Source organism: Streptomyces sp. WMMB 322, assembly GCF_900090145.1.
Classification (GTDB): domain Bacteria; phylum Actinomycetota; class Actinomycetes; order Streptomycetales; family Streptomycetaceae; genus Streptomyces.
The window spans coordinates 344,521-362,285 of the sequence record NZ_FMHI01000005.1; the positions used below are offsets into that span (position 1 = coordinate 344,521).

Sequence of the window (17,765 nt, forward strand, 5' to 3'; positions counted from 1 at the left end):
TCAGTCGACCTCCTCGACCGTGATGAGGTGCCGCACGGTGTGCACCATGCCGCGCACCTCGGGACGGTCCTCACGTACGGAGACGTCGCGGACCCTCTTCAGACCGAGCGTCCGCAGCGTGTCCCGGTGGTTCTGCTTCGTACCGATGACGGAACGCGTCTGCGTGATCTTCAAGCGAGCCATTACGCACTCACCCCGGCACGGGCCCGCAGCAGAGCGGCGGGCGCCACGTCCTCGAGCGGCAGGCCACGGCGGGCGGCGATCTCCTCGGGGCGCTGAAGGCCCTGCAGAGCCGCACGCGTGGCGTGCACGATGTTGATCGGGTTCGACGAACCGAGCGACTTGCTCAGCACGTCGTGGATGCCCGCGCACTCCAGCACGGCGCGCACCGGGCCACCGGCGATCACACCGGTACCGGGCGAAGCCGGCTTGAGCAGCACGACGCCCGCGGCTTCCTCACCCTGGATCGGGTGCGGAATGGTGCCCTGGATGCGGGGGACCTTGAAGAAGTGCTTCTTGGCCTCCTCGACGCCCTTGGCGATGGCGGCCGGCACCTCCTTGGCCTTGCCGTATCCGACGCCCACGGTGCCGTCACCGTCGCCCACCACGACCAGCGCGGTGAAGCTGAAGCGACGACCACCCTTCACAACCTTGGCCACGCGGTTGATCGCGACGACGCGCTCAACGTACGCGGTCTTCTCGGCGGCGGCGCCGCCGTCCCGGCCCTTGCGGTCCCGACGCTCGCCGCCACCGGCGCCGCCACCGCGGCGCTGGGGTCCAGCCATTGGAATTACCTCTCTCGTTTACGTCCGCTCAGCGTGGACCGGCTCAGAACCTGAGCCCGGCTTCTCGGGCGGCGTCCGCGAGGGCGGCGATGCGCCCCGCGTACCTGTTGCCACCGCGGTCGAACACGACGGCCTCGACGCCCGCGGCCTTGGCACGCTCGGCGACCAGTGCACCGACCTGCTTGGCCTGCGCGCTCTTGTCGCCGTCACCGCCGCGGATCGACGCGTCCAGCGACGAGGCCGAGGCCAGCGTGTGGCCCGCCAGGTCGTCCACGACCTGGGCGACCATGTGGCGGTTCGAGCGCGTCACCACAAGACGGGGACGGGCGGGGGTGCCCGAGACCTTCTTGCGGATGCGGATGTGACGGCGCTTGGCGGCGGCGCGCTTGTAGGCGTCGCCCTTAGCGATCTTCACGCCGTATGCCATGGCTTACTTACCAGCCTTTCCGACCTTGCGGCGGATGGTCTCGCCCGCGTACTTCACGCCCTTGGCCTTGTACGGGTCCGGGCGGCGCAGCTTGCGGATGTTGGCGGCGACCTCGCCGACCTTCTGCTTGTCGATGCCCTCGACCGAGAACTTGGTCGGCGACTCGACCTTGAACGAGATGCCCTCCGGCGCCTCGACCAGGATCGGGTGGCTGTAGCCCAGCGAGAACTCCAGGTTGGAGCCCTTGGCCTGGACGCGGTAACCCACGCCGCTGATCTCGAGGTTCTTGGTGAATCCCGTGGTCACGCCAGTGATCATGTTCGCCACCAGCGTGCGGGACAGACCGTGCAGGGCCTTGTTCCGGCTCTCGTCGTTGGGACGGGAGACGACCAGCGCGCCGTCCTCGCCCTTCACGATCTCGATGGGCGCGGCGACGGTGTGCGAAAGGGAACCCTTGGGACCCTTCACGGCGACCGCCCGGCCATCGATGGTGACGTCCACACCGGCGGGAACCTGGATGGGGAGCTTGCCGATACGCGACATTGCTTTACCTCCGTTCCCTTCCGTTACCAGACGTAGGCGAGGACTTCCCCGCCCACGCCCTTCTTCTGTGCCTGCTGGCCGGTGAGCAGCCCGTGGGAAGTGGAGATGATCGCCACTCCCAGGCCACCGAGCACCCTGGGCAGGTTGGTGGACTTCGCGTAGACCCGCAGGCCCGGCTTCGAGATCCGCTTGATACCGGCGATCGAGCGCTCGCGGTTGGGGCCGAACTTCAGCTCGAGCACGAGGCTCTTGCCGACCTGGGCCTCCTCGGTCCTCCAGCCGGTGATGTAGCCCTCCTGCTGGAGAATCTCCGCGATGTGCGACTTGATCTTGCTGTGCGGCATCGCGACGGAGTCGTGGTACGCCGAGTTCGCGTTACGCAGACGCGTCAGCATGTCCGCGATCGGATCGGTCATTGTCATGTGATGGCCTTCGGCCTCTCTCGCCGGGGTTTCCTGTATGCGCCCTCCTTCTCCCCGTACAGGGACAGGACAGGTGGGGCGCGGGGACCTACGGCGTAGTAAGACGGTCACGGACGGCGGGCGGCCGACCGCACAGCCTCAGTGGCGTGCGGTGGACACCCGTCCGGCCTTGATGCTCTTACCGAGAGTCCTGGCTGGCCCGAACCGCTCGCCCTCCTGACGAAGGGCGGGCGACGGGTTACCAGGAGCTCTTGGTGACGCCCGGCAGCTCGCCACGGTGTGCCATCTGGCGAAGGCACACGCGGCACAGGCCGAACTTGCGGTAGACGGAGTGCGGACGGCCGCAGCGCTGGCAGCGCGTGTAAGCGCGGACAGCGAACTTCGGCTTACGGCTCGCCTTGGAGATCAGAGCCTTCTTAGCCATGGTCAGTTCTCCTTGAACGGGAAGCCGAGGTGACGAAGCAGGGCGCGCCCCTCGTCGTCGTTGGTCGCCGTGGTGACCACGGTGATGTCCATGCCCCGGACCCGGTCGATCTTGTCCTGGTCGATCTCGTGGAACATGACCTGCTCCGTGAGACCGAAGGTGTAGTTGCCCCGCCCATCGAACTGCTTCGGCGACAGGCCGCGGAAGTCGCGGATGCGCGGCAGCGCGAGGGACAGCAGGCGGTCCAGGAACTCCCACATCCGGTCGCCGCGCAGCGTCACGTGCGCGCCGATCGGCATGCCCTCGCGCAGCTTGAACTGCGCGATGGACTTGCGGGCCTTGGTCACCGCCGGCTTCTGGCCGGTGATCGTGGCGAGGTCCCGGATGGCACCGTCCATCAACTTGGAGTCGCGGGCGGCGTCGCCCACACCCATGTTGACCACGATCTTGGTGAGACCGGGAATCTGCATGACGTTCTCGTACTTGAACTCGTCCTGCAGCTTGCCCTTGATCTCGGAGCGGTAGCGCTGCTTGAGGCGCGGGGCTTCAGTCGTGGCAGTCATCAGATGTCCTCACCGGTCCGCTTGGCAACGCGGATCTTGTTGCCGTCGTCATCGAAGCGGTACCCGACGCGGGTGACGACCTTCTTGCCGTCCTTCTCCACCACGAGCTGCACGTTGCTCACGTGGACCGGAGCCTCGGTCGTCACGATTCCGCCCGTCTTCGAACCACGAGCGGTCTGGCCGGCCTTGGTGTGCTTCTTGACCCGGTTGACACCCTCGACCAGGACTCGGTCCTCGCGGGGGTAGGCCACAATGACCTTGCCCTGCTTGCCCTTGTCCTTGCCGGTGATGACCTGGACCAGGTCGCCCTTCTTGATCTTCATGGTCACAGCACCTCCGGCGCGAGAGAGATGATCTTCATGAACTTCTTCTCGCGCAGTTCCCGGCCCACGGGGCCGAAGATGCGGGTGCCGCGGGGGTCACCGTCGTTCTTGAGGATGACCGCGGCGTTCTCGTCGAAGCGGATGTACGAGCCGTCGGGCCGGCGGCGCTCCTTCACGGTGCGCACGATGACGGCCTTGACGATGTCGCCCTTTTTCACGTTCCCGCCCGGGATCGCGTCCTTGACGGTAGCGACGACGACGTCACCGACGCCCGCGTAGCGCCGGCCCGAACCGCCGAGCACACGGATGGTGAGAATCTCTTTCGCACCCGTGTTGTCGGCGACGCGCAGCCGGGACTCCTGCTGGATCACGTCTATCTCCTGATCGTCTGCCGGTTCCCGGCAGGGTCACACCCTCAGGGGATGTGCCCTGCCGAGCCTGGCGGAACTGTCCTGGGGGTCCCCAGGCTGATTGCCAAGCCAATTCCGTTTCGGAACTGCTTACTTCGCCTTCTCAAGGACCTCGACGACGCGCCAGCGCTTGGTCGCGGACAGCGGCCGGGTCTCCATGAGGAGTACGCGGTCGCCGACCCCGGCGGCGTTCTGCTCGTCGTGCGCCTTGAGCTTGTTGGTACGGCGGATGACCTTGCCGTACAGCGCGTGCTTGACGCGGTCCTCGACGGCGACGACGACGGTCTTGTCCATCTTGTCGCTGACGACCAGACCCTCGCGGGTCTTGCGGAAACCGCGCTGCTGCGTGCCCACGGCGGAGCCGCTGTTGTCTGCTGTAGTCACATTCGTCTCGCTCATCAGGCGCTCTCCACCGTCTCGATGCCCAGCTCACGCTCACGCATCAGGGTGTAGATCCGGGCGATGTCCTTGCGGACGGCCTTCAGCCGGCCGTGGTTCTCCAACTGCCCGGTCGCCGCCTGGAAGCGGAGGTTGAACAGCTCTTCCTTGGACTCGCGAAGCTTTCCGAGAAGCTCCTCGTCGCCCAGCTCACGCAGCTCGGAGGTCTTCGTCCCGGCCGCCATCACGACTCACCTGCCTCGCGCCGAACGATCCGGCACTTCATCGGAAGCTTGTGGGCGGCGCGGGTGAGCGCCTCCTTGGCAATCTTCTCGTTCGGGTAGGACAGCTCGAACATCACGCGCCCCGGCTTGACGTTCGCGATCCACCACTCGGGAGAACCCTTGCCGGAACCCATGCGGGTCTCGGCGGGCTTCTTCGTCAGCGGACGGTCCGGGTAGATGTTGATCCAGACCTTGCCGCCACGCTTGATGTGACGAGTCATGGAGATACGAGCTGCCTCGATCTGCCGGTTCGTCACATACGCGGCGGTCACGGCCTGAATGCCGTACTCACCGAACGAGACTTCGGTGCCACCCTTGGCCATGCCCTTGCGCTTCGGGTGGTGCTGCTTACGGTGCTTGACCCTGCGCGGGATAAGCATGGCGTCAGCCCTCCTTCCCGGCAGCGCCGGGCTCTGCTGCCGCCGCGGCGGGCGTCACGCTCTCGACCTTGGGGGTCTCGGCGGAACCGCTCTGCTGCTGCGGCTTGCGGCCGCGGCCTCCGCGCTCGCCACCACGACGGGGACGGTCGCTGCCGCCACCGCGGGACGGGCGGTTGCCCGCACGGGCGGCGGCGTTCTCGGCGCGGACCTCGGCGATGTTCTTGACGTCACCCTTGTAGATCCAGACCTTCACGCCGATGCGGCCGAAGGTGGTCCTGGCCTCGAAGAAGCCGTAGTCGACGTTCGCGCGGAGCGTGTGCAGGGGCACGCGGCCCTCGCGGTAGAACTCCGAGCGGGACATCTCGGCACCGCCGAGGCGGCCACCGCACTGGATCTTGATGCCCTTCGCGCCGGCCTTCATCGTGGTCTGCATGCTCTTGCGCATCGCACGGCGGAAGGAGACGCGGGAGGACAGCTGCTCGGCGACGGCCTGGGCCACCAGCTGCGCATCCGTCTCGGGGTTCTTGACCTCGAGGATGTTGAACTGGATCTGCTTGCCGGTCAGCTTCTCCAGGTTGCCCCGGAGCCTGTCGGCCTCGGCGCCGCGGCGGCCGATGACGATGCCGGGACGTGCTGTGTGCACGTCGACTCGTACGCGGTCACGGGTGCGCTCGATCTCCACCTTGGAGATGCCGGCCCGCTCCATGCCCTGCGTGAGCATCTTGCGGATCGCGACGTCTTCCTTGATGTAGTCCTTGTAGAGCTTGTCGGCGTACCAGCGCGACTTGAAGTCGGTGGTGATGCCGAGGCGGAACCCGTGCGGGTTTACCTTCTGGCCCATTACCGGGTTCCTTCCTTGCTGCTCACGACCACTGTGATGTGGCTCGTCCGCTTGCGAATCCGGTAGGCGCGGCCCTGGGCACGCGGACGGAAACGCTTCAGGGTCGGGCCCTCGTCGACGTACGCCTCGGAGATGAAGAGGCTGTCGGCGTCGGTGTGGTCGTAGTTGTGTGCGGCGTTGGCGATGGCGCTGTCCAGCACCTTGCCCACCGGCACGCTCGCGGCCTGCGGGGCGAAGCGCAGGACCGCCTGAGCCTCCGTGGCAGGCAAGCCACGGACAAGGTCCACCACCCGGCGGGCCTTCATGGGCGTGACGCGCACATAGCGCGCGGAGGCCCTGGCTTCCATGGTTGTCCCTTCGGTGTCAGTCATAGGTCTTCACACCCGCCCATCAGCGACGACGCGACTTGCGGTCGTCCTTGACGTGGCCGCGGAAGGTGCGGGTCGGCGCGAACTCGCCGAGCTTGTGGCCGACCATCGACTCGGTGACGAACACCGGGACGTGCTTGCGGCCGTCGTGCACCGCGATCGTGTGGCCGAGCATGGCCGGGACGATCATCGAGCGGCGGGACCAGGTCTTGATGACGTTCTTGGAGCCTGCGTCGTTCTGCGCGTCCACCTTCTTGATCAGGTGGTCGTCGACGAAGGGCCCCTTCTTGAGACTGCGCGGCATCTAAAACCCGCCTCCTAGCGCTTCTTGTTCGTCTTGCGGCGGCGGACGATGTACTTGTTGCTGGCCTTCTTCGGCGAGCGCGTACGGCCCTCCTTCTGGCCCCACGGCGAAACCGGGTGGCGGCCACCGGAGGTACGGCCCTCACCACCACCGTGCGGGTGGTCGATCGGGTTCATGACCACACCGCGGACGGTCGGGCGGACGCCCTTCCAGCGCATGCGGCCGGCCTTGCCCCAGTTGATGTTCGACTGCTCGGCGTTGCCGACCTCGCCGACAGTGGCGCGGCAGCGGACGTCGACCAGGCGGATCTCACCGGACGGCATGCGCAGGTGGGCCATGCGGCCCTCCTTCGCCAGCAGCTGCACGGAGGCGCCGGCGGACCGGGCGAACTTCGCGCCGCCGCCGGGCCGCAGCTCGATGGCGTGGATCGTCGTACCGACCGGGATGTTGCGCAGCGCCAGGTTGTTGCCCGGCTTGATGTCGGCCCCGGGACCGTTCTCCACGCGGCTGCCCTGCGACAGGCCGGCCGGCGCGAGGATGTAGCGCTTCTCGCCGTCGGCGTAGTGCAGCAGCGCGATGCGCGCGGTGCGGTTCGGGTCGTACTCGATGTGCGCGACCTTGGCGGGCACGCCGTCCTTGTCGTGACGACGGAAGTCGATCACTCGGTAGGCGCGCTTGTGGCCACCGCCCTGGTGGCGAGCGGTCACACGACCGGCGTTGTTACGGCCGCCCTTGCTGTGCAGGGGGCGGACCAGTGACTTCTCCGGCGTGGACCGCGTGATCTCGACGAAGTCGGCGACACTGGCGCCACGACGGCCCGGAGTCGTCGGCTTGTACTTGCGGATACCCATTTCTCAGTCCTCGTCCGATATCGGACGGTCCTGTCTCCGTCAGGAGACCGGGCCGCCGAAGATGTCGATTCGGTCGCCCTCGACCAGGGTCACGATGGCGCGCTTGGTGTCGGCGCGCTTGCCGTAACCGGTGCGGGTGCGCTTGCGCTTGCCCTGCCGGTTGAGCGTGTTGACCCCGCTGACCTTGACCGAGAAGACCGCCTCGACGGCCTGCTTGATCTGGGTCTTGTTGGCGCGCGGGTCGACGATGAAGGTGTACTTGTTCTCGTCCAGCAGCGCGTAGCTCTTCTCCGAGACCACGGGCTTGATCAAGATGTCACGGGGGTCCGTGAACGTCTTGCTGGCGGCCTGGGCGGCTGTTGCCTCGCTCATCAGGCGTCGCTCCCTTCGAGCTCTGAGGTGGCAGCCTTCTGCGGGCCGGCCACGAAGGACTCGAAGGCGGCCTTGGTGAAGACCACGTCGTCGGAGACGAGCACGTCGTACGTGTTCAGCTGGCCCGGCTCCAGGATGTGGACCTGGGGCAGGTTCCGAGCGGAGAGCCAGGCGGCCTGGTCGTCGCGCTCGGCGACCAGGAGCACGTGCTTGCGCTCGCTGACCTTGCCCAGCAGCGTCTTCGCGGCCTTCGTCGAGATCTCGTTCTCGACGACGCCGGAGACGACGTGCACCCGGCCGTGACGGGCACGGTCCGAGAGGGCGCCGCGCAGCGCGGCCGCCTTCATCTTCTTCGGCGTCCGCTGCGAGTAGTCACGCGGCACGGGCCCGTGCACGACGCCACCGCCCGCGAACTGCGGAGCGCGGGTCGAGCCCTGGCGGGCGCGGCCGGTGCCCTTCTGGCGGTACGGCTTCTTGCCGCCGCCGCGGACCTCGCCGCGGGTTTTGGTCTTGTGCGTGCCCTGTCGGGCAGCGGCCAGCTGGGCGACGACGACCTGGTGGATCAGCGGAACGCTGACCCGCGCGTCGAAGATCTCCGAGGGGAGCTCGACGGAGCCGTCCTTCTTGCCGGCCGGCGAAAGGATGTCAACGGTAGTCATGGTTTAACCTCAGGCCCCCTTGGCCGCGGTGCGGACCAGGACGAGGCCGCCGTTCGGACCGGGGACTGCGCCCTTGATGAGCAGCAGGCCCTTCTCCGCGTCAACGGCATGGACGGTCAGGTTCTGGGTGGTGACCCGCTCGTTGCCCATGCGGCCGGGCATCCGCGTGCCCTTGAAGACACGTCCGGGCGTGGCGCAGCCGCCGATGGCACCGGGCTTGCGGTGGATGCGGTGCGCACCGTGCGATGCCTTGCCGCCGCGGAAGCCGTGGCGCTTCATGCCGCCGGCGAAGCCCTTGCCCTTGGACTTGCCCGTCACGTCCACCTTGCCGCCGGCCTCGAAGGTGTCGGCGTTGATCTCCTGGCCGGGTGTGTACTCACCGGCGTCGGAGGTGCGCAGCTCGACGAGGTGACGGCGGGGAGTGACGTCCGCCTTGGCGAAGTGGCCCTTGAGGGGCTTGTTCACCTTGCGCGGGTCGATCTCGCCGAAGGCGATCTGAACGGCCTCGTAGCCGTCCTTGTCTGCGGTGCGTACCTGGGTCACGACATTGGGCCCGGCCTTGACGACGGTCACGGGAACGACGCGGTTCTTGTCGTCCCAGACCTGGGTCATGCCGAGCTTCTCGCCCAGGACACCCTTGATCTGCTTAGCCATCTTCTTCCCGCACCCCTCAGAGCTTGATCTCGATGTCGACGCCGGCCGGGAGGTCCAGGCGCATCAGCGAGTCAACGGTCTTGGGCGTCGGGTCGAGGATGTCGATCAGACGCTTGTGGGTGCGCATCTCGAAGTGCTCGCGCGCGTCCTTGTACTTGTGCGGCGACTTGATGACGCAGTACACGTTCTTCTCTGTGGGCAGCGGCACCGGGCCTGCGACCGACGCGCCAGTGCGCGTCACCGTCTCGACGATCTTCTTCGCCGAGTTGTCGATGACCTCGTGGTCGTAGGCCTTGAGCCGGATGCGGATCTTCTGTCCCGCCATGGCTACTTCGTAGTCCTGTCTCTCGTAACGCTCTGGAACCCATGGGTGCCGCCCTCCTCGACCTGCCGACCCACGCGGTCGGGCGTGTCGACTTCCTTCCAATAAACAGAGTCTGCCCGCGACGAACCGCGGAGGTTTCTCTGGAGAGAAAGGATCGGGGGTACGGACCCACCGGGCGCCTGGCTGGAAGCCCCTCCTGCACTTCCCGGAAGATTCCCGTACTTCCGCCTCTGATGAGAGGCGACGAATACGCTGGGACTCGCTTCCGGTCCTCCCGGCGGGAGGCGTGCAGCATCGGCACTCAACCGAGCAACCTGGACAGTGTGCCATATGGCGTTTGGCGCACGCCAATCGGGATGATTGCCTGCCGCGACGGGCTCGGGGCGGTCATCTGCCCGGCAGGCTGCCCGCGCGGGGGCGCCCTCAATCGTCCGGCGAGTTCAGCACTTCGAGTGCCCGGTCGATGTGCTCGCCCGTGTTGAAGAGGTGGGGCGAAAGCCTGATGTTGCCCTCCCGCACAGCGACGTGCACACCCGCAGCCGCCAGCGCCGAAACAGCGCCGTCCACCGGTCCCCGGCGGCCGGCGAGGACGACGAGGCCGGAGCGCTCCTCCGGTTCCTGCGGCCCGACCACCTCGTACAACTCCGGGTCCACCGCGTCGAGCAGCCGCTGCACCAGCCTCTGCCCGTGGGCGTGGATGTTGTGTACGCCGAGGCCGCCGAGCAGTCCGACGGCACTCGTCCAGGCCGCCGTGTCGAGGAAGTCGGCCGGGCAGAAGACGTCCAGGCCACGAACGCCCCGGTTCTCGATCGTGTACGAACGCATGTGCTCGAGCCCCCGGCCACGCTGCTGGGCGAGCCAGTACACCCTGCGGGGGTCGAGCAGCTCGGTCAGTGCGGGACTGAGCCAGGCGAAGCCGGTGCCGTACGGACCGCACATCCACTTGTAGCCGCACGACACGAGTGCGTCGACGGGGGTGGCCGCGACGTCGACGGGCCGGGCGCCGACCGCCTGCGAACCGTTCACCACGAGGAGGACCCCCGCCGTGTGGCAGATCTCACCCAGCGCGCGCAGGTCGGCGGCGGCGCCGGTGAAGGAGTCGACCCACGTGACGGCGAGGACGCGGGTGCGCGGCGCCAGAGCACGGCGGACCCGCTCGGGGTCGAGCCGTCCGTGCCGGTCGCGCCGCACGAACCGGACGCCCGCTCCGCGCTGCCGCTGCGCAAGCCAGGGCAGCACCGTGGCCGGGTAGTCCCCCTCGACGCACAGCACCTCGTCTCCGGCGCGCATGGGGAGTCCGTACGCGATGAGGTTCAGCCCGTGGGATGTGCTGTCGCCCAGAACGATCTCGTCGGGACGCCCTCCGACGAAGTCAGCGAGCAGCGCCCGGAGTTCCTCCGGGCGCTCGGTGAACGCGGCGTCCGGGATGCGATACGGGGTCGCCTTCTCGTGTGCCGCCCCGACGGCCGCCCGCACGGCGGCTTCCGGCATCGGTCCCTGGTGCGCGGTGTTCAGCCAGACGTGGCCCGCCTGGTCGCTGAAGTACCGGGTGTAGTCCGGCTGTTGAGCGACGACGGCCGTCACGTCGGAGGGGTTGCCGGAGGGGTTGCCGGAGGCGCCGGGCGCCGTCAGGTCCTTCGTCACAGGGTCGTCCTCAGTCGTCGGCGGCGACGGAGACGACGCAGTCGTCACCCCGGCACACGTCGTGCTCGCAGAGCCGGCAGATCCGGCGGGCCGAGGCCCGGTCACCGGGAAGGTGCGGCAGGAGGGCCCGGAGGGCACGCTCCAGGCTTCCGGCCTCCTCGGACGAGAGCCGTCCCACGACGCCCTCCAGCGCCTGGCGCCGCGCCCGCAGCATCCGCCGGCCCGCGTCCTCACCCGCCTCGGTGAGCCGGAGCCCGCGCGTACGGCCGTCGGGGCCCGGCCCGCGCACCAGCAGACCCGAGTCGACGAGGCGTCCCACGACCCTCACGCAGCCCGAGTGGGTCAGGGCGAGCGCCCCTGCAAGGTCCGACACCGACTGCCCGGGCCGCGCCCGCACGGTGAGCACCGCGGCGACGGCCGCGGGGTCGAGCCCGGACTCCTTCCGCAGTGAGTGGTCCAGAAGGTCGCCGAGGCCGACGGTCAGGGCGCCGAGCCAGTTCGCCGTCAGTTCGTTCGCGGTTGACATCGAAGAAGTGTGACACAGACACATGTCCGCCGCATACGTCTGTGCGCGGCCGAGGCGAAGCCTCGGGGCTCAATACCTGGCGTCGACCAGGCCGGATCGGCGTTACGGGACGTGCACCTGTACGCGAGCAGCCGTGTCCGACGACGATGCCGAAGTCGGAGCCGATGCCGAAGTCGGAGTCGCTCCGCACCGGGCGGCCGTCGACGCTGAGCCGACGGCTGCGCGCCAGTTCGTTCCGCGCCGCAGCCGTCGCAATCCGGTACGCGCCCGCGCCAGCGCGGGCACCCGGGTCAACCGGCCGTCGACGTGGCGGAGGCGTGCGGACCGCGGACGGTTTCTCCGCCGGGCACGGGCTCGCCGGCGTCCGTGCCCGTACCCACGATGCGGTTGTCCGCGTCCACGTGTACGACGGCGGGCCGCAGCCGCCGCGCCTCCGCGTCGTCGACCTGCGCATAACTGATCAGGATGACCAGGTCACCGGGGTGCACCAGGTGGGCGGCGGCTCCGTTGATGCCGATGACGCCCGAGCCCCGTTCGCCCTCGATGACGTACGTCTCCAGACGCGAGCCGTTGGTGATGTCGACGATGTGCACCAGTTCGCCGGGCAGCAGATCGGCGGCTTCCATCAGGCCGGCGTCGACGGTGACAGAACCGACGTAATGGAGATCGGCCTCGGTCACCGTGGCACGGTGGATCTTCGACTTGAACATGGTCCGCAGCATGCGTCGCTCCAGGGGAAGAGGGTCGCGCCCTCGCGAGAGGTGCGCGCCGACGCGCCCATAGTAGGCGAAGCGCACGAGGGCCCTGCAGGACAGCGGGAGACGCCCGGTCCGCCAGGGTCCGCACGGGCCGGCCCCCGCCGTGAACCGTTGTGGTGCACATGCATGGGGCCGGCGCGTACGGGCGGTGTCCGGCGGGGTCAGCTCTGCTTGACGGCCGAGATCTCGAACTCGAGCGTGACCTTGTCACTCACGAGGAATCCGCCCGTCTCCAGTGCGGCGTTCCAGCTGACACCGAACTCCTGGCGGTTGATCGTGGTGCTGCCTTCGAGGCCGATCCGGCTGTTGCCGAACGGATCGGTGGCCTGCCCCTCGTAGGTGAACGGGACGGTCACCGAGCGGGTCACCCCCTTGATGGTGAGGTCGCCGGTGACCTCGAACGTGTCCTCCCCGCTCTGGCGGACCCCCGTGGACCGGAAGGTGATCTCCGGGAAGTCCTCCATCTTCAGGAAGTCGTTGCTCCGCAGATGGGCGTCGCGGTCCGGGTTGCGGGTGTCGATGCTCTCGGCCTTGATGACCAGCTCCGCAGACGACTGCTCGGGCTTGTCGCCGTCGATGTGGGCGGTGCCGGTGAAGTCGTTGAAGGCGCCCCGGACCTTGGTCACCATCGCGTGACGCGCGACGAAGCCGATGCGCGTGTGGGTCGGGTCGAGGACGTACTCGCCGGTGAGCTTGGCGTAGTCGGCGGCAGTGGTCATGGCGTTCCTCTCCAAGGTGGACAGTGCTTACTGCACAGCACAACCTAGTTGAACGCTGAACTATTCCAGCTCGGCTCCGGCAATCCGGTTCCCGGACAGGATTCTCACCGGCGGACACTCACAGCACGGAGGGCCCGCACGACCGGAGTCGTGCGGGCCCTCCCCCGGCTTCGGCAGCCGGGTAACGCTCAAGGCGTCGAGGTCACTTGACGATCTTCGTGACCTGGCCGGCGCCCACGGTGCGGCCACCCTCACGGATGGCGAACTTCAGGCCCTCTTCCATGGCGACGGGCTGGATGAGCTGGACGCTCATCTCGGTGTTGTCGCCCGGCATGACCATCTCGGTGCCCTCGGGGAGGGTCACGACGCCGGTCACGTCGGTGGTACGGAAGTAGAACTGCGGGCGGTAGTTGTTGAAGAACGGGGTGTGCCGACCGCCCTCGTCCTTCGACAGGATGTAGGCCTGGCCCTCGAACTCCGTGTGCGGCGTGACCGAACCCGGCTTGATGATGACCTGGCCGCGCTCGACGTCCTCGCGCTTGATGCCGCGGAGGAGCAGACCGACGTTCTCACCGGCCTGGCCCTCGTCGAGGAGCTTGCGGAACATCTCGATACCGGTGACGGTCGTCGAGGTCTTGGTCTCCTTGATGCCGATGATGTCGACGTTCTCGTTGACCTTCAGCACACCGCGCTCGATACGGCCGGTGACGACCGTGCCGCGGCCGGTGATGGTGAAGACGTCCTCGATCGGCATCAGGAACGGCTTCTCGACGTCGCGCTCCGGCTGCGGGATCGCGTCGTCGACGGCGTCCATGAGCTTGCCGATGGAGTCGGCCCACTCGGCGTCGCCCTCAAGGGCCTTGAGCGCGGAGACCTTGACGACCGGAACCTCGTCGCCCGGGAACTCGTACTCGGAGAGCAGCTCACGGACCTCGAGCTCGACGAGCTCCATGATCTCCTCGTCGTCCACCATGTCCGCCTTGTTGAGGGCGACCACGATGTAGGGAACGCCGACCTGGCGGGCCAGGAGGACGTGCTCCTTGGTCTGCGGCATCGGGCCGTCGGTGGCGGCGACCACGAGAATGGCGCCGTCCATCTGGGCCGCGCCGGTGATCATGTTCTTGATGTAGTCCGCGTGCCCCGGGCAGTCCACGTGAGCGTAGTGACGGTTCTCCGTCTGGTACTCGACGTGTGCAATGGAGATCGTGATTCCGCGCTGGCGCTCTTCGGGCGCCTTGTCGATGTTCTCGAACGCGGAAGCCTCGTTCAGGTCCGGGTACTTGTCGTGCAGCACCTTGGTGATCGCCGCGGTAAGAGTCGTCTTACCGTGGTCGATGTGACCGATGGTGCCGATGTTGACGTGCGGCTTAGTCCGCTCGAACTTCGCCTTCGCCACTGGGGTCCTCCTGTGGACTGGTGCTGTACACCCTCCACATTCTGCGGAGGGGTTCAGATGGTCGTTATGAACCGGTCAGGACCCCGAGGGGGATGCCCTTGACCAGTTCGCTTCGGGGGCTGGCGGCCGGGGACCCCGGCACAGCCGACGGACGAGCCGCACGGTCTGTACCGAAGTGCCCCGAATGCCTTTGCTCCAGCCTAAGGGGTGCGCAACGGTGAGTTACTCGCCCTTGGCCTTCGCGATGATCTCCTCTGCGACGCTCCGCGGAACCTCGGCGTAGGAGTCGAACTGCATGGAGTAGTTCGCACGGCCGGAGGTCTTGCTGCGCAAGTCCCCGACGTAGCCGAACATCTCCGACAGCGGAACCAGGCCGGTGACGAGCTTGGCGCCACTCCTGTCGTCCATGGACTGAACCTGGCCACGACGGGAGTTGATGTCGCCGATCACATCGCCCATGTACTCCTCGGGCGTGGTGACTTCGACCTTCATCATCGGCTCCAGCAGGGCCGGGCTCGCCTTCCGCGCGGCCTCCTTGAACGCCATGGAACCGGCGATCTTGAAGGCCATCTCCGAGGAGTCGACGTCGTGGAAGGCACCGTCGAGCAGCGTCACGCGGACACCGGTCAGCGGATACCCCGCCAGCACACCGAACTCCATGGCCTCCTGGCAGCCGGCGTCCACGGACGGGATGTACTCCCGCGGGATGCGGCCACCGGTGACCTGGTTGACGAACTCGTAGCCGTCACCCTCGAGCGGCTCGACAGCGATCTGCACCTTCGCGAACTGACCGGAACCACCGGTCTGTTTCTTGTGGGTGTAGTCGACCTTGTCGACCGCCTTGCGGAGCGACTCGCGGTACGCCACCTGCGGCTTACCGACGTTGGCCTCGACCTTGAACTCGCGCTTCATGCGGTCGACCAGCACATCAAGGTGCAGCTCGCCCATGCCCGCGATGATCGTCTGGCCGGTCTCCTCGTCGGTCTTGACCTGGAAGGACGGGTCCTCCTCGGCCAGCCGCTGGATCGCGACGCCCAACTTCTCCTGGTCGCCCTTGGACTTGGGCTCGATCGCGACCTCGATCACGGGAGCCGGGAACTCCATCGACTCCAGGATCACCGGGTTGCCCGCGTCGCAGAGGGTCTCGCCGGTGGTGGTCTGCTTGAGACCCATGACGGCGACGATGTCGCCGGCACCCACCGACTCGATCTCCTCACGCTTGTTCGCGTGCATCCGGTAGATCTTGCCGATGCGCTCCTTCTTGCCCTTCACCGAGTTCATCACCTGCGAGCCGGTGACCAGCCTGCCGGAGTAGACCCGGATGAAGGTGAGCTTGCCCAGGTGCGGGTCGCTCGCGATCTTGAACGCGAGCGCCGACATGGGCTCCTGCTCGGAGGGCTTCCGCGTCAGGACCTCTTCGGGGTCCTTGACGGAGTGACCCTCGATCGCCTCGACGTCCAGGGGGGACGGGAGGTAGCGGGCGATGGCGTCGAGCAGGGGCTGAACGCCCTTGTTCTTGAACGCCGTTCCGCAGAAGACGGGGGTCACGGTGGTGGTGCCCTCGGCGCCGGTCGAGGCGAGGGTGATGCGGCGGATCGCCGCGTAGAGCTGCTCCTCGGTGGGCTCCTGGCCCTCGAGGTACAGCTCCATCATCTCCTCGTCGTTCTCCGCGACGGCCTCGAGCAGATTGCCGCGCCACTCGTCGGCGGCCTCGGCGTGCGTGGCCGGGATGTCGACGGTGTCGTACATCTCGCCCATCTTCGCCTCGGGCGACCAGACCAGCGCCTTCATGCTGACGAGGTCGACGACGCCCTTGAAGTCCGCCTCGGTCCCGATCGGGATCTGCATGACCAGCGGCACCGCGCCGAGGCGGTCCACGATCATGTCCACGCAGCGGTGGAACTCCGCGCCGGTGCGGTCCAGCTTGTTGACGAAGCAGATACGCGGCACGCCGTAGCGGTCCGCCTGACGCCAGACGGTCTCGGACTGCGGCTCGACGCCGGCCACACCGTCGAACACCGTCACGGCACCGTCGAGCACACGCAGCGCACGCTCCACCTCGACGGTGAAGTCGACGTGGCCGGGGGTGTCGATGATGTTGATGGTGTAGTCGACGTCGTTGAGCGGCCAGTGAGTGGTGGTCGCGGCAGACGTGATCGTGATGCCGCGCTCCTGCTCCTGGGCCATCCAGTCCATCGTGGCAGCGCCGTCGTGGACCTCACCGATCTTGTAGCTGCGACCGGTGTAGAACAGGATCCGCTCGGTGGTCGTCGTCTTGCCCGCGTCGATGTGGGCCATGATCCCGATGTTCCGGACCTTGGCCAGGTCAAGTGAAGTGGTAGCCATAAGGCTTCAGTCTTCTCTCGGTCTCGATGGGGTCTGCGACTACCAGCGGTAGTGCGCGAAGGCCTTGTTGGACTCGGCCATCTTGTGGGTGTCCTCACGCTTCTTCACGGCGGCGCCGAGCCCGTTGGAGGCATCGAGCAGCTCGTTCAGCAGGCGCTCGGTCATGGTCTTCTCGCGGCGGGCGCGGGAGTAACCCACGATCCAGCGCAGCGCGAGCGTGGAGGAACGGCCGGGGCGGACCTCGACCGGAACCTGGTAGGTGGCGCCACCGACGCGCCGCGAGCGGACCTCGAGGGTCGGCTTGACGTTCTCCAGCGCGCGCTTGAGGGTGATGACCGGGTCGTTGCCGGTCTTCTCCCGCAGACCCTCCATGGCGCCGTACACGATGCGCTCCGCAGTGGAACGCTTGCCGTTCAGCAGCACCTTGTTGATGAGGGAGGTCACCAGAGGAGAACCGTAGACCGGGTCGATGATGACCGGGCGCTTCGGGGCGGGGCCCTTACGAGGCATGCTTACTTCTCCTTCTTGGCGCCGTAGCGGCTGCGAGCCTGCTTGCGGTTCTTGACGCCCTGCGTGTCGAGGGAGCCGCGGATGATCTTGTAGCGAACACCCGGCAGGTCCTTCACACGGCCGCCGCGCACGAGCACGATGGAGTGCTCCTGCAGGTTGTGGCCCTCACCCGGGATGTAGGCCGTGACCTCGATCCCGCTGGTCAGACGCACACGCGCGACCTTACGCAGGGCCGAGTTCGGCTTCTTCGGGGTGGTGGTGAAGACACGCGTGCAGACGCCGCGACGCTGAGGGGAACCCTCGAGTGCGGGCGTCTTGTTCTTCTCGACCTTGTCCTGCCGGCCTTTGCGGACCAGCTGCTGGATCGTAGGCACAATTTCTCCGGTTTCTGTGTGCCGTCTCGGTGAAGCTAACCTGGGCCACTCTCCCGACCCACGAGGTCGGGCGTGTCGAAAACTGCAGAGTCCCGCGCGAAGGCGAAGGGCCCCTCAGGTGAGAAGCATGCAGATCCGGTGCCGCCGCCCGCAGTTCCCGAGCGTTGATCGCTTACGAG

General features: G+C 67.4%; 28 protein-coding genes. All 28 read right to left on the bottom strand.

Features of this window, described 5'->3' with window-relative positions; all coding sequences use genetic code 11:
- A complete protein-coding gene (rpmD, locus tag H180DRAFT_RS11390; protein WP_055485892.1) occupies positions 1–183 on the bottom strand; it encodes a 50S ribosomal protein L30 in 183 nt (60 codons plus the stop codon).
- Positions 183–785, bottom strand: coding sequence for a 30S ribosomal protein S5 (gene rpsE / locus H180DRAFT_RS11395; RefSeq protein WP_055485893.1), 603 nt, complete (start codon positions 783–785; stop codon positions 183–185). Before rpsE ends, rpmD begins: the two co-directional genes overlap by 1 nt.
- Positions 786–828: 43 nt before the next feature.
- Positions 829–1,212, bottom strand: a complete 384-nt coding sequence (gene rplR / locus H180DRAFT_RS11400) for a 50S ribosomal protein L18 (RefSeq protein ID WP_055485894.1) — start codon at positions 1,210–1,212, stop codon at positions 829–831.
- Positions 1,213–1,215: 3 nt separating this feature from the next.
- Positions 1,216–1,755 carry a 50S ribosomal protein L6 gene (gene rplF, locus H180DRAFT_RS11405; RefSeq protein ID WP_055485895.1) on the bottom strand — a complete coding sequence of 180 codons (540 nt, stop codon included), beginning with the start codon at positions 1,753–1,755 and terminating at the stop codon, positions 1,216–1,218.
- Between the two features lie 23 nt (positions 1,756–1,778).
- Positions 1,779–2,177: a 30S ribosomal protein S8 gene (gene rpsH, locus H180DRAFT_RS11410; RefSeq protein ID WP_055485896.1), complete on the bottom strand. Its 399-nt coding sequence runs from the start codon at positions 2,175–2,177 to the stop codon at positions 1,779–1,781.
- A gap of 238 nt (positions 2,178–2,415) precedes the next feature.
- Positions 2,416–2,601, bottom strand: coding sequence for a type Z 30S ribosomal protein S14 (locus H180DRAFT_RS11420; RefSeq protein ID WP_028433259.1), 186 nt, complete (start codon positions 2,599–2,601; stop codon positions 2,416–2,418).
- Between the two features lie 2 nt (positions 2,602–2,603).
- Positions 2,604–3,164, bottom strand: coding sequence for a 50S ribosomal protein L5 (rplE, locus tag H180DRAFT_RS11425; RefSeq protein WP_055485897.1), 561 nt, complete (start codon positions 3,162–3,164; stop codon positions 2,604–2,606).
- Positions 3,164–3,487, bottom strand: coding sequence for a 50S ribosomal protein L24 (gene rplX / locus H180DRAFT_RS11430; RefSeq protein ID WP_028433869.1), 324 nt, complete (start codon positions 3,485–3,487; stop codon positions 3,164–3,166). The genes rplE and rplX overlap by 1 nt, the downstream gene beginning before the upstream one ends.
- Positions 3,488–3,489: 2 nt before the next feature.
- On the bottom strand, positions 3,490–3,858 hold the full coding sequence (rplN, locus tag H180DRAFT_RS11435) for a 50S ribosomal protein L14 (RefSeq protein ID WP_028433256.1): 369 nt from the start codon (positions 3,856–3,858) through the stop codon (positions 3,490–3,492).
- 129 nt (positions 3,859–3,987) lie between these two features.
- Positions 3,988–4,296, bottom strand: a complete 309-nt coding sequence (gene rpsQ, locus H180DRAFT_RS11440; protein ID WP_055485898.1) for a 30S ribosomal protein S17 — start codon at positions 4,294–4,296, stop codon at positions 3,988–3,990.
- Complete coding sequence (gene rpmC, locus H180DRAFT_RS11445; protein WP_055485899.1) at positions 4,296–4,520, bottom strand: 50S ribosomal protein L29; 225 nt, start codon at positions 4,518–4,520, stop codon at positions 4,296–4,298. The genes rpsQ and rpmC overlap by 1 nt, the downstream gene beginning before the upstream one ends.
- Entirely contained in the window at positions 4,520–4,939 is a 420-nt protein-coding gene (gene rplP / locus H180DRAFT_RS11450; RefSeq protein ID WP_055485900.1) for a 50S ribosomal protein L16, read from the bottom strand. The genes rpmC and rplP overlap by 1 nt, the downstream gene beginning before the upstream one ends.
- A 4-nt stretch (positions 4,940–4,943) precedes the next feature.
- Positions 4,944–5,780, bottom strand: coding sequence for a 30S ribosomal protein S3 (gene rpsC, locus H180DRAFT_RS11455; protein ID WP_055485901.1), 837 nt, complete (start codon positions 5,778–5,780; stop codon positions 4,944–4,946).
- Positions 5,780–6,127 (bottom strand): 50S ribosomal protein L22, encoded by a 348-nt coding sequence (gene rplV, locus H180DRAFT_RS11460; protein WP_055485902.1) that lies wholly within the window; start codon positions 6,125–6,127, stop codon positions 5,780–5,782. Before rplV ends, rpsC begins: the two co-directional genes overlap by 1 nt.
- A gap of 43 nt (positions 6,128–6,170) precedes the next feature.
- Positions 6,171–6,452, bottom strand: coding sequence for a 30S ribosomal protein S19 (gene rpsS, locus H180DRAFT_RS11465; RefSeq protein ID WP_055485903.1), 282 nt, complete (start codon positions 6,450–6,452; stop codon positions 6,171–6,173).
- Between the two features lie 14 nt (positions 6,453–6,466).
- Positions 6,467–7,303 carry a 50S ribosomal protein L2 gene (gene rplB, locus H180DRAFT_RS11470; protein ID WP_055485904.1) on the bottom strand — a complete coding sequence of 279 codons (837 nt, stop codon included), beginning with the start codon at positions 7,301–7,303 and terminating at the stop codon, positions 6,467–6,469.
- 39 nt (positions 7,304–7,342) lie between these two features.
- On the bottom strand, positions 7,343–7,675 hold the full coding sequence (rplW, locus tag H180DRAFT_RS11475) for a 50S ribosomal protein L23 (protein WP_055485905.1): 333 nt from the start codon (positions 7,673–7,675) through the stop codon (positions 7,343–7,345).
- Positions 7,675–8,334 (bottom strand): 50S ribosomal protein L4, encoded by a 660-nt coding sequence (gene rplD / locus H180DRAFT_RS11480; protein ID WP_055485906.1) that lies wholly within the window; start codon positions 8,332–8,334, stop codon positions 7,675–7,677. Before rplD ends, rplW begins: the two co-directional genes overlap by 1 nt.
- A gap of 9 nt (positions 8,335–8,343) precedes the next feature.
- Positions 8,344–8,988 carry a 50S ribosomal protein L3 gene (gene rplC, locus H180DRAFT_RS11485; RefSeq protein ID WP_055485907.1) on the bottom strand — a complete coding sequence of 215 codons (645 nt, stop codon included), beginning with the start codon at positions 8,986–8,988 and terminating at the stop codon, positions 8,344–8,346.
- Between the two features lie 16 nt (positions 8,989–9,004).
- Positions 9,005–9,313, bottom strand: a complete 309-nt coding sequence (gene rpsJ / locus H180DRAFT_RS11490; protein ID WP_016909683.1) for a 30S ribosomal protein S10 — start codon at positions 9,311–9,313, stop codon at positions 9,005–9,007.
- Positions 9,314–9,736: 423 nt separating this feature from the next.
- The gene (locus tag H180DRAFT_RS11495; RefSeq protein WP_055485908.1) at positions 9,737–10,957 is read right to left on the bottom strand and encodes an aminotransferase class V-fold PLP-dependent enzyme; all 1,221 of its coding nucleotides are present in this window, start codon (positions 10,955–10,957) and stop codon (positions 9,737–9,739) included.
- A gap of 10 nt (positions 10,958–10,967) precedes the next feature.
- On the bottom strand, positions 10,968–11,483 hold the full coding sequence (locus tag H180DRAFT_RS11500) for a MarR family winged helix-turn-helix transcriptional regulator (protein WP_055485909.1): 516 nt from the start codon (positions 11,481–11,483) through the stop codon (positions 10,968–10,970).
- Positions 11,484–11,773: 290 nt separating this feature from the next.
- Complete coding sequence (panD, locus tag H180DRAFT_RS11505) at positions 11,774–12,205, bottom strand: aspartate 1-decarboxylase (protein ID WP_055485910.1); 432 nt, start codon at positions 12,203–12,205, stop codon at positions 11,774–11,776.
- A gap of 197 nt (positions 12,206–12,402) precedes the next feature.
- Positions 12,403–12,960 (bottom strand): YceI family protein, encoded by a 558-nt coding sequence (locus H180DRAFT_RS11510; protein ID WP_055485911.1) that lies wholly within the window; start codon positions 12,958–12,960, stop codon positions 12,403–12,405.
- A 202-nt stretch (positions 12,961–13,162) separates the two neighbouring features.
- Positions 13,163–14,356 carry an elongation factor Tu gene (gene tuf, locus H180DRAFT_RS11515; protein WP_055485912.1) on the bottom strand — a complete coding sequence of 398 codons (1,194 nt, stop codon included), beginning with the start codon at positions 14,354–14,356 and terminating at the stop codon, positions 13,163–13,165.
- 222 nt (positions 14,357–14,578) lie between these two features.
- Entirely contained in the window at positions 14,579–16,702 is a 2,124-nt protein-coding gene (fusA, locus tag H180DRAFT_RS11520) for an elongation factor G (RefSeq protein ID WP_055485913.1), read from the bottom strand.
- A gap of 39 nt (positions 16,703–16,741) precedes the next feature.
- Positions 16,742–17,212 carry a 30S ribosomal protein S7 gene (gene rpsG / locus H180DRAFT_RS11525; protein WP_028433241.1) on the bottom strand — a complete coding sequence of 157 codons (471 nt, stop codon included), beginning with the start codon at positions 17,210–17,212 and terminating at the stop codon, positions 16,742–16,744.
- A 2-nt stretch (positions 17,213–17,214) separates the two neighbouring features.
- Entirely contained in the window at positions 17,215–17,586 is a 372-nt protein-coding gene (gene rpsL, locus H180DRAFT_RS11530; protein ID WP_003948652.1) for a 30S ribosomal protein S12, read from the bottom strand.
- Positions 17,587–17,765: the final 179 nt, after the last annotated feature.

What these genes read in the sequence shown, in the direction of transcription:
- rpmD (WP_055485892.1), bottom strand. Translation starts at nt 183, where the DNA reads ATGGCTCGCTTGAAGATCACGCAGACGCGTTCCGTCATCGGTACGAAG.
- rpsE (WP_055485893.1), bottom strand. Translation starts at nt 785, where the DNA reads ATGGCTGGACCCCAGCGCCGCGGTGGCGGCGCCGGTGGCGGCGAGCGT.
- rplR (WP_055485894.1), bottom strand. Translation starts at nt 1,212, where the DNA reads ATGGCATACGGCGTGAAGATCGCTAAGGGCGACGCCTACAAGCGCGCC.
- rplF (WP_055485895.1), bottom strand. Translation starts at nt 1,755, where the DNA reads ATGTCGCGTATCGGCAAGCTCCCCATCCAGGTTCCCGCCGGTGTGGAC.
- rpsH (WP_055485896.1), bottom strand. Translation starts at nt 2,177, where the DNA reads ATGACAATGACCGATCCGATCGCGGACATGCTGACGCGTCTGCGTAAC.
- H180DRAFT_RS11420 (WP_028433259.1), bottom strand. Translation starts at nt 2,601, where the DNA reads ATGGCTAAGAAGGCTCTGATCTCCAAGGCGAGCCGTAAGCCGAAGTTC.
- rplE (WP_055485897.1), bottom strand. Translation starts at nt 3,164, where the DNA reads ATGACTGCCACGACTGAAGCCCCGCGCCTCAAGCAGCGCTACCGCTCC.
- rplX (WP_028433869.1), bottom strand. Translation starts at nt 3,487, where the DNA reads ATGAAGATCAAGAAGGGCGACCTGGTCCAGGTCATCACCGGCAAGGAC.
- rpsQ (WP_055485898.1), bottom strand. Translation starts at nt 4,296, where the DNA reads ATGAGCGAGACGAATGTGACTACAGCAGACAACAGCGGCTCCGCCGTG.
- rpmC (WP_055485899.1), bottom strand. Translation starts at nt 4,520, where the DNA reads ATGGCGGCCGGGACGAAGACCTCCGAGCTGCGTGAGCTGGGCGACGAG.
- rplP (WP_055485900.1), bottom strand. Translation starts at nt 4,939, where the DNA reads ATGCTTATCCCGCGCAGGGTCAAGCACCGTAAGCAGCACCACCCGAAG.
- rpsC (WP_055485901.1), bottom strand. Translation starts at nt 5,780, where the DNA reads ATGGGCCAGAAGGTAAACCCGCACGGGTTCCGCCTCGGCATCACCACC.
- rplV (WP_055485902.1), bottom strand. Translation starts at nt 6,127, where the DNA reads ATGGAAGCCAGGGCCTCCGCGCGCTATGTGCGCGTCACGCCCATGAAG.
- rpsS (WP_055485903.1), bottom strand. Translation starts at nt 6,452, where the DNA reads ATGCCGCGCAGTCTCAAGAAGGGGCCCTTCGTCGACGACCACCTGATC.
- rplB (WP_055485904.1), bottom strand. Translation starts at nt 7,303, where the DNA reads ATGGGTATCCGCAAGTACAAGCCGACGACTCCGGGCCGTCGTGGCGCC.
- rplW (WP_055485905.1), bottom strand. Translation starts at nt 7,675, where the DNA reads ATGAGCGAGGCAACAGCCGCCCAGGCCGCCAGCAAGACGTTCACGGAC.
- rplD (WP_055485906.1), bottom strand. Translation starts at nt 8,334, where the DNA reads ATGACTACCGTTGACATCCTTTCGCCGGCCGGCAAGAAGGACGGCTCC.
- rplC (WP_055485907.1), bottom strand. Translation starts at nt 8,988, where the DNA reads ATGGCTAAGCAGATCAAGGGTGTCCTGGGCGAGAAGCTCGGCATGACC.
- rpsJ (WP_016909683.1), bottom strand. Translation starts at nt 9,313, where the DNA reads ATGGCGGGACAGAAGATCCGCATCCGGCTCAAGGCCTACGACCACGAG.
- H180DRAFT_RS11500 (WP_055485909.1), bottom strand. Translation starts at nt 11,483, where the DNA reads ATGTCAACCGCGAACGAACTGACGGCGAACTGGCTCGGCGCCCTGACC.
- panD (WP_055485910.1), bottom strand. Translation starts at nt 12,205, where the DNA reads ATGCTGCGGACCATGTTCAAGTCGAAGATCCACCGTGCCACGGTGACC.
- H180DRAFT_RS11510 (WP_055485911.1), bottom strand. Translation starts at nt 12,960, where the DNA reads ATGACCACTGCCGCCGACTACGCCAAGCTCACCGGCGAGTACGTCCTC.
- fusA (WP_055485913.1), bottom strand. Translation starts at nt 16,702, where the DNA reads ATGGCTACCACTTCACTTGACCTGGCCAAGGTCCGGAACATCGGGATC.
- rpsG (WP_028433241.1), bottom strand. Translation starts at nt 17,212, where the DNA reads ATGCCTCGTAAGGGCCCCGCCCCGAAGCGCCCGGTCATCATCGACCCG.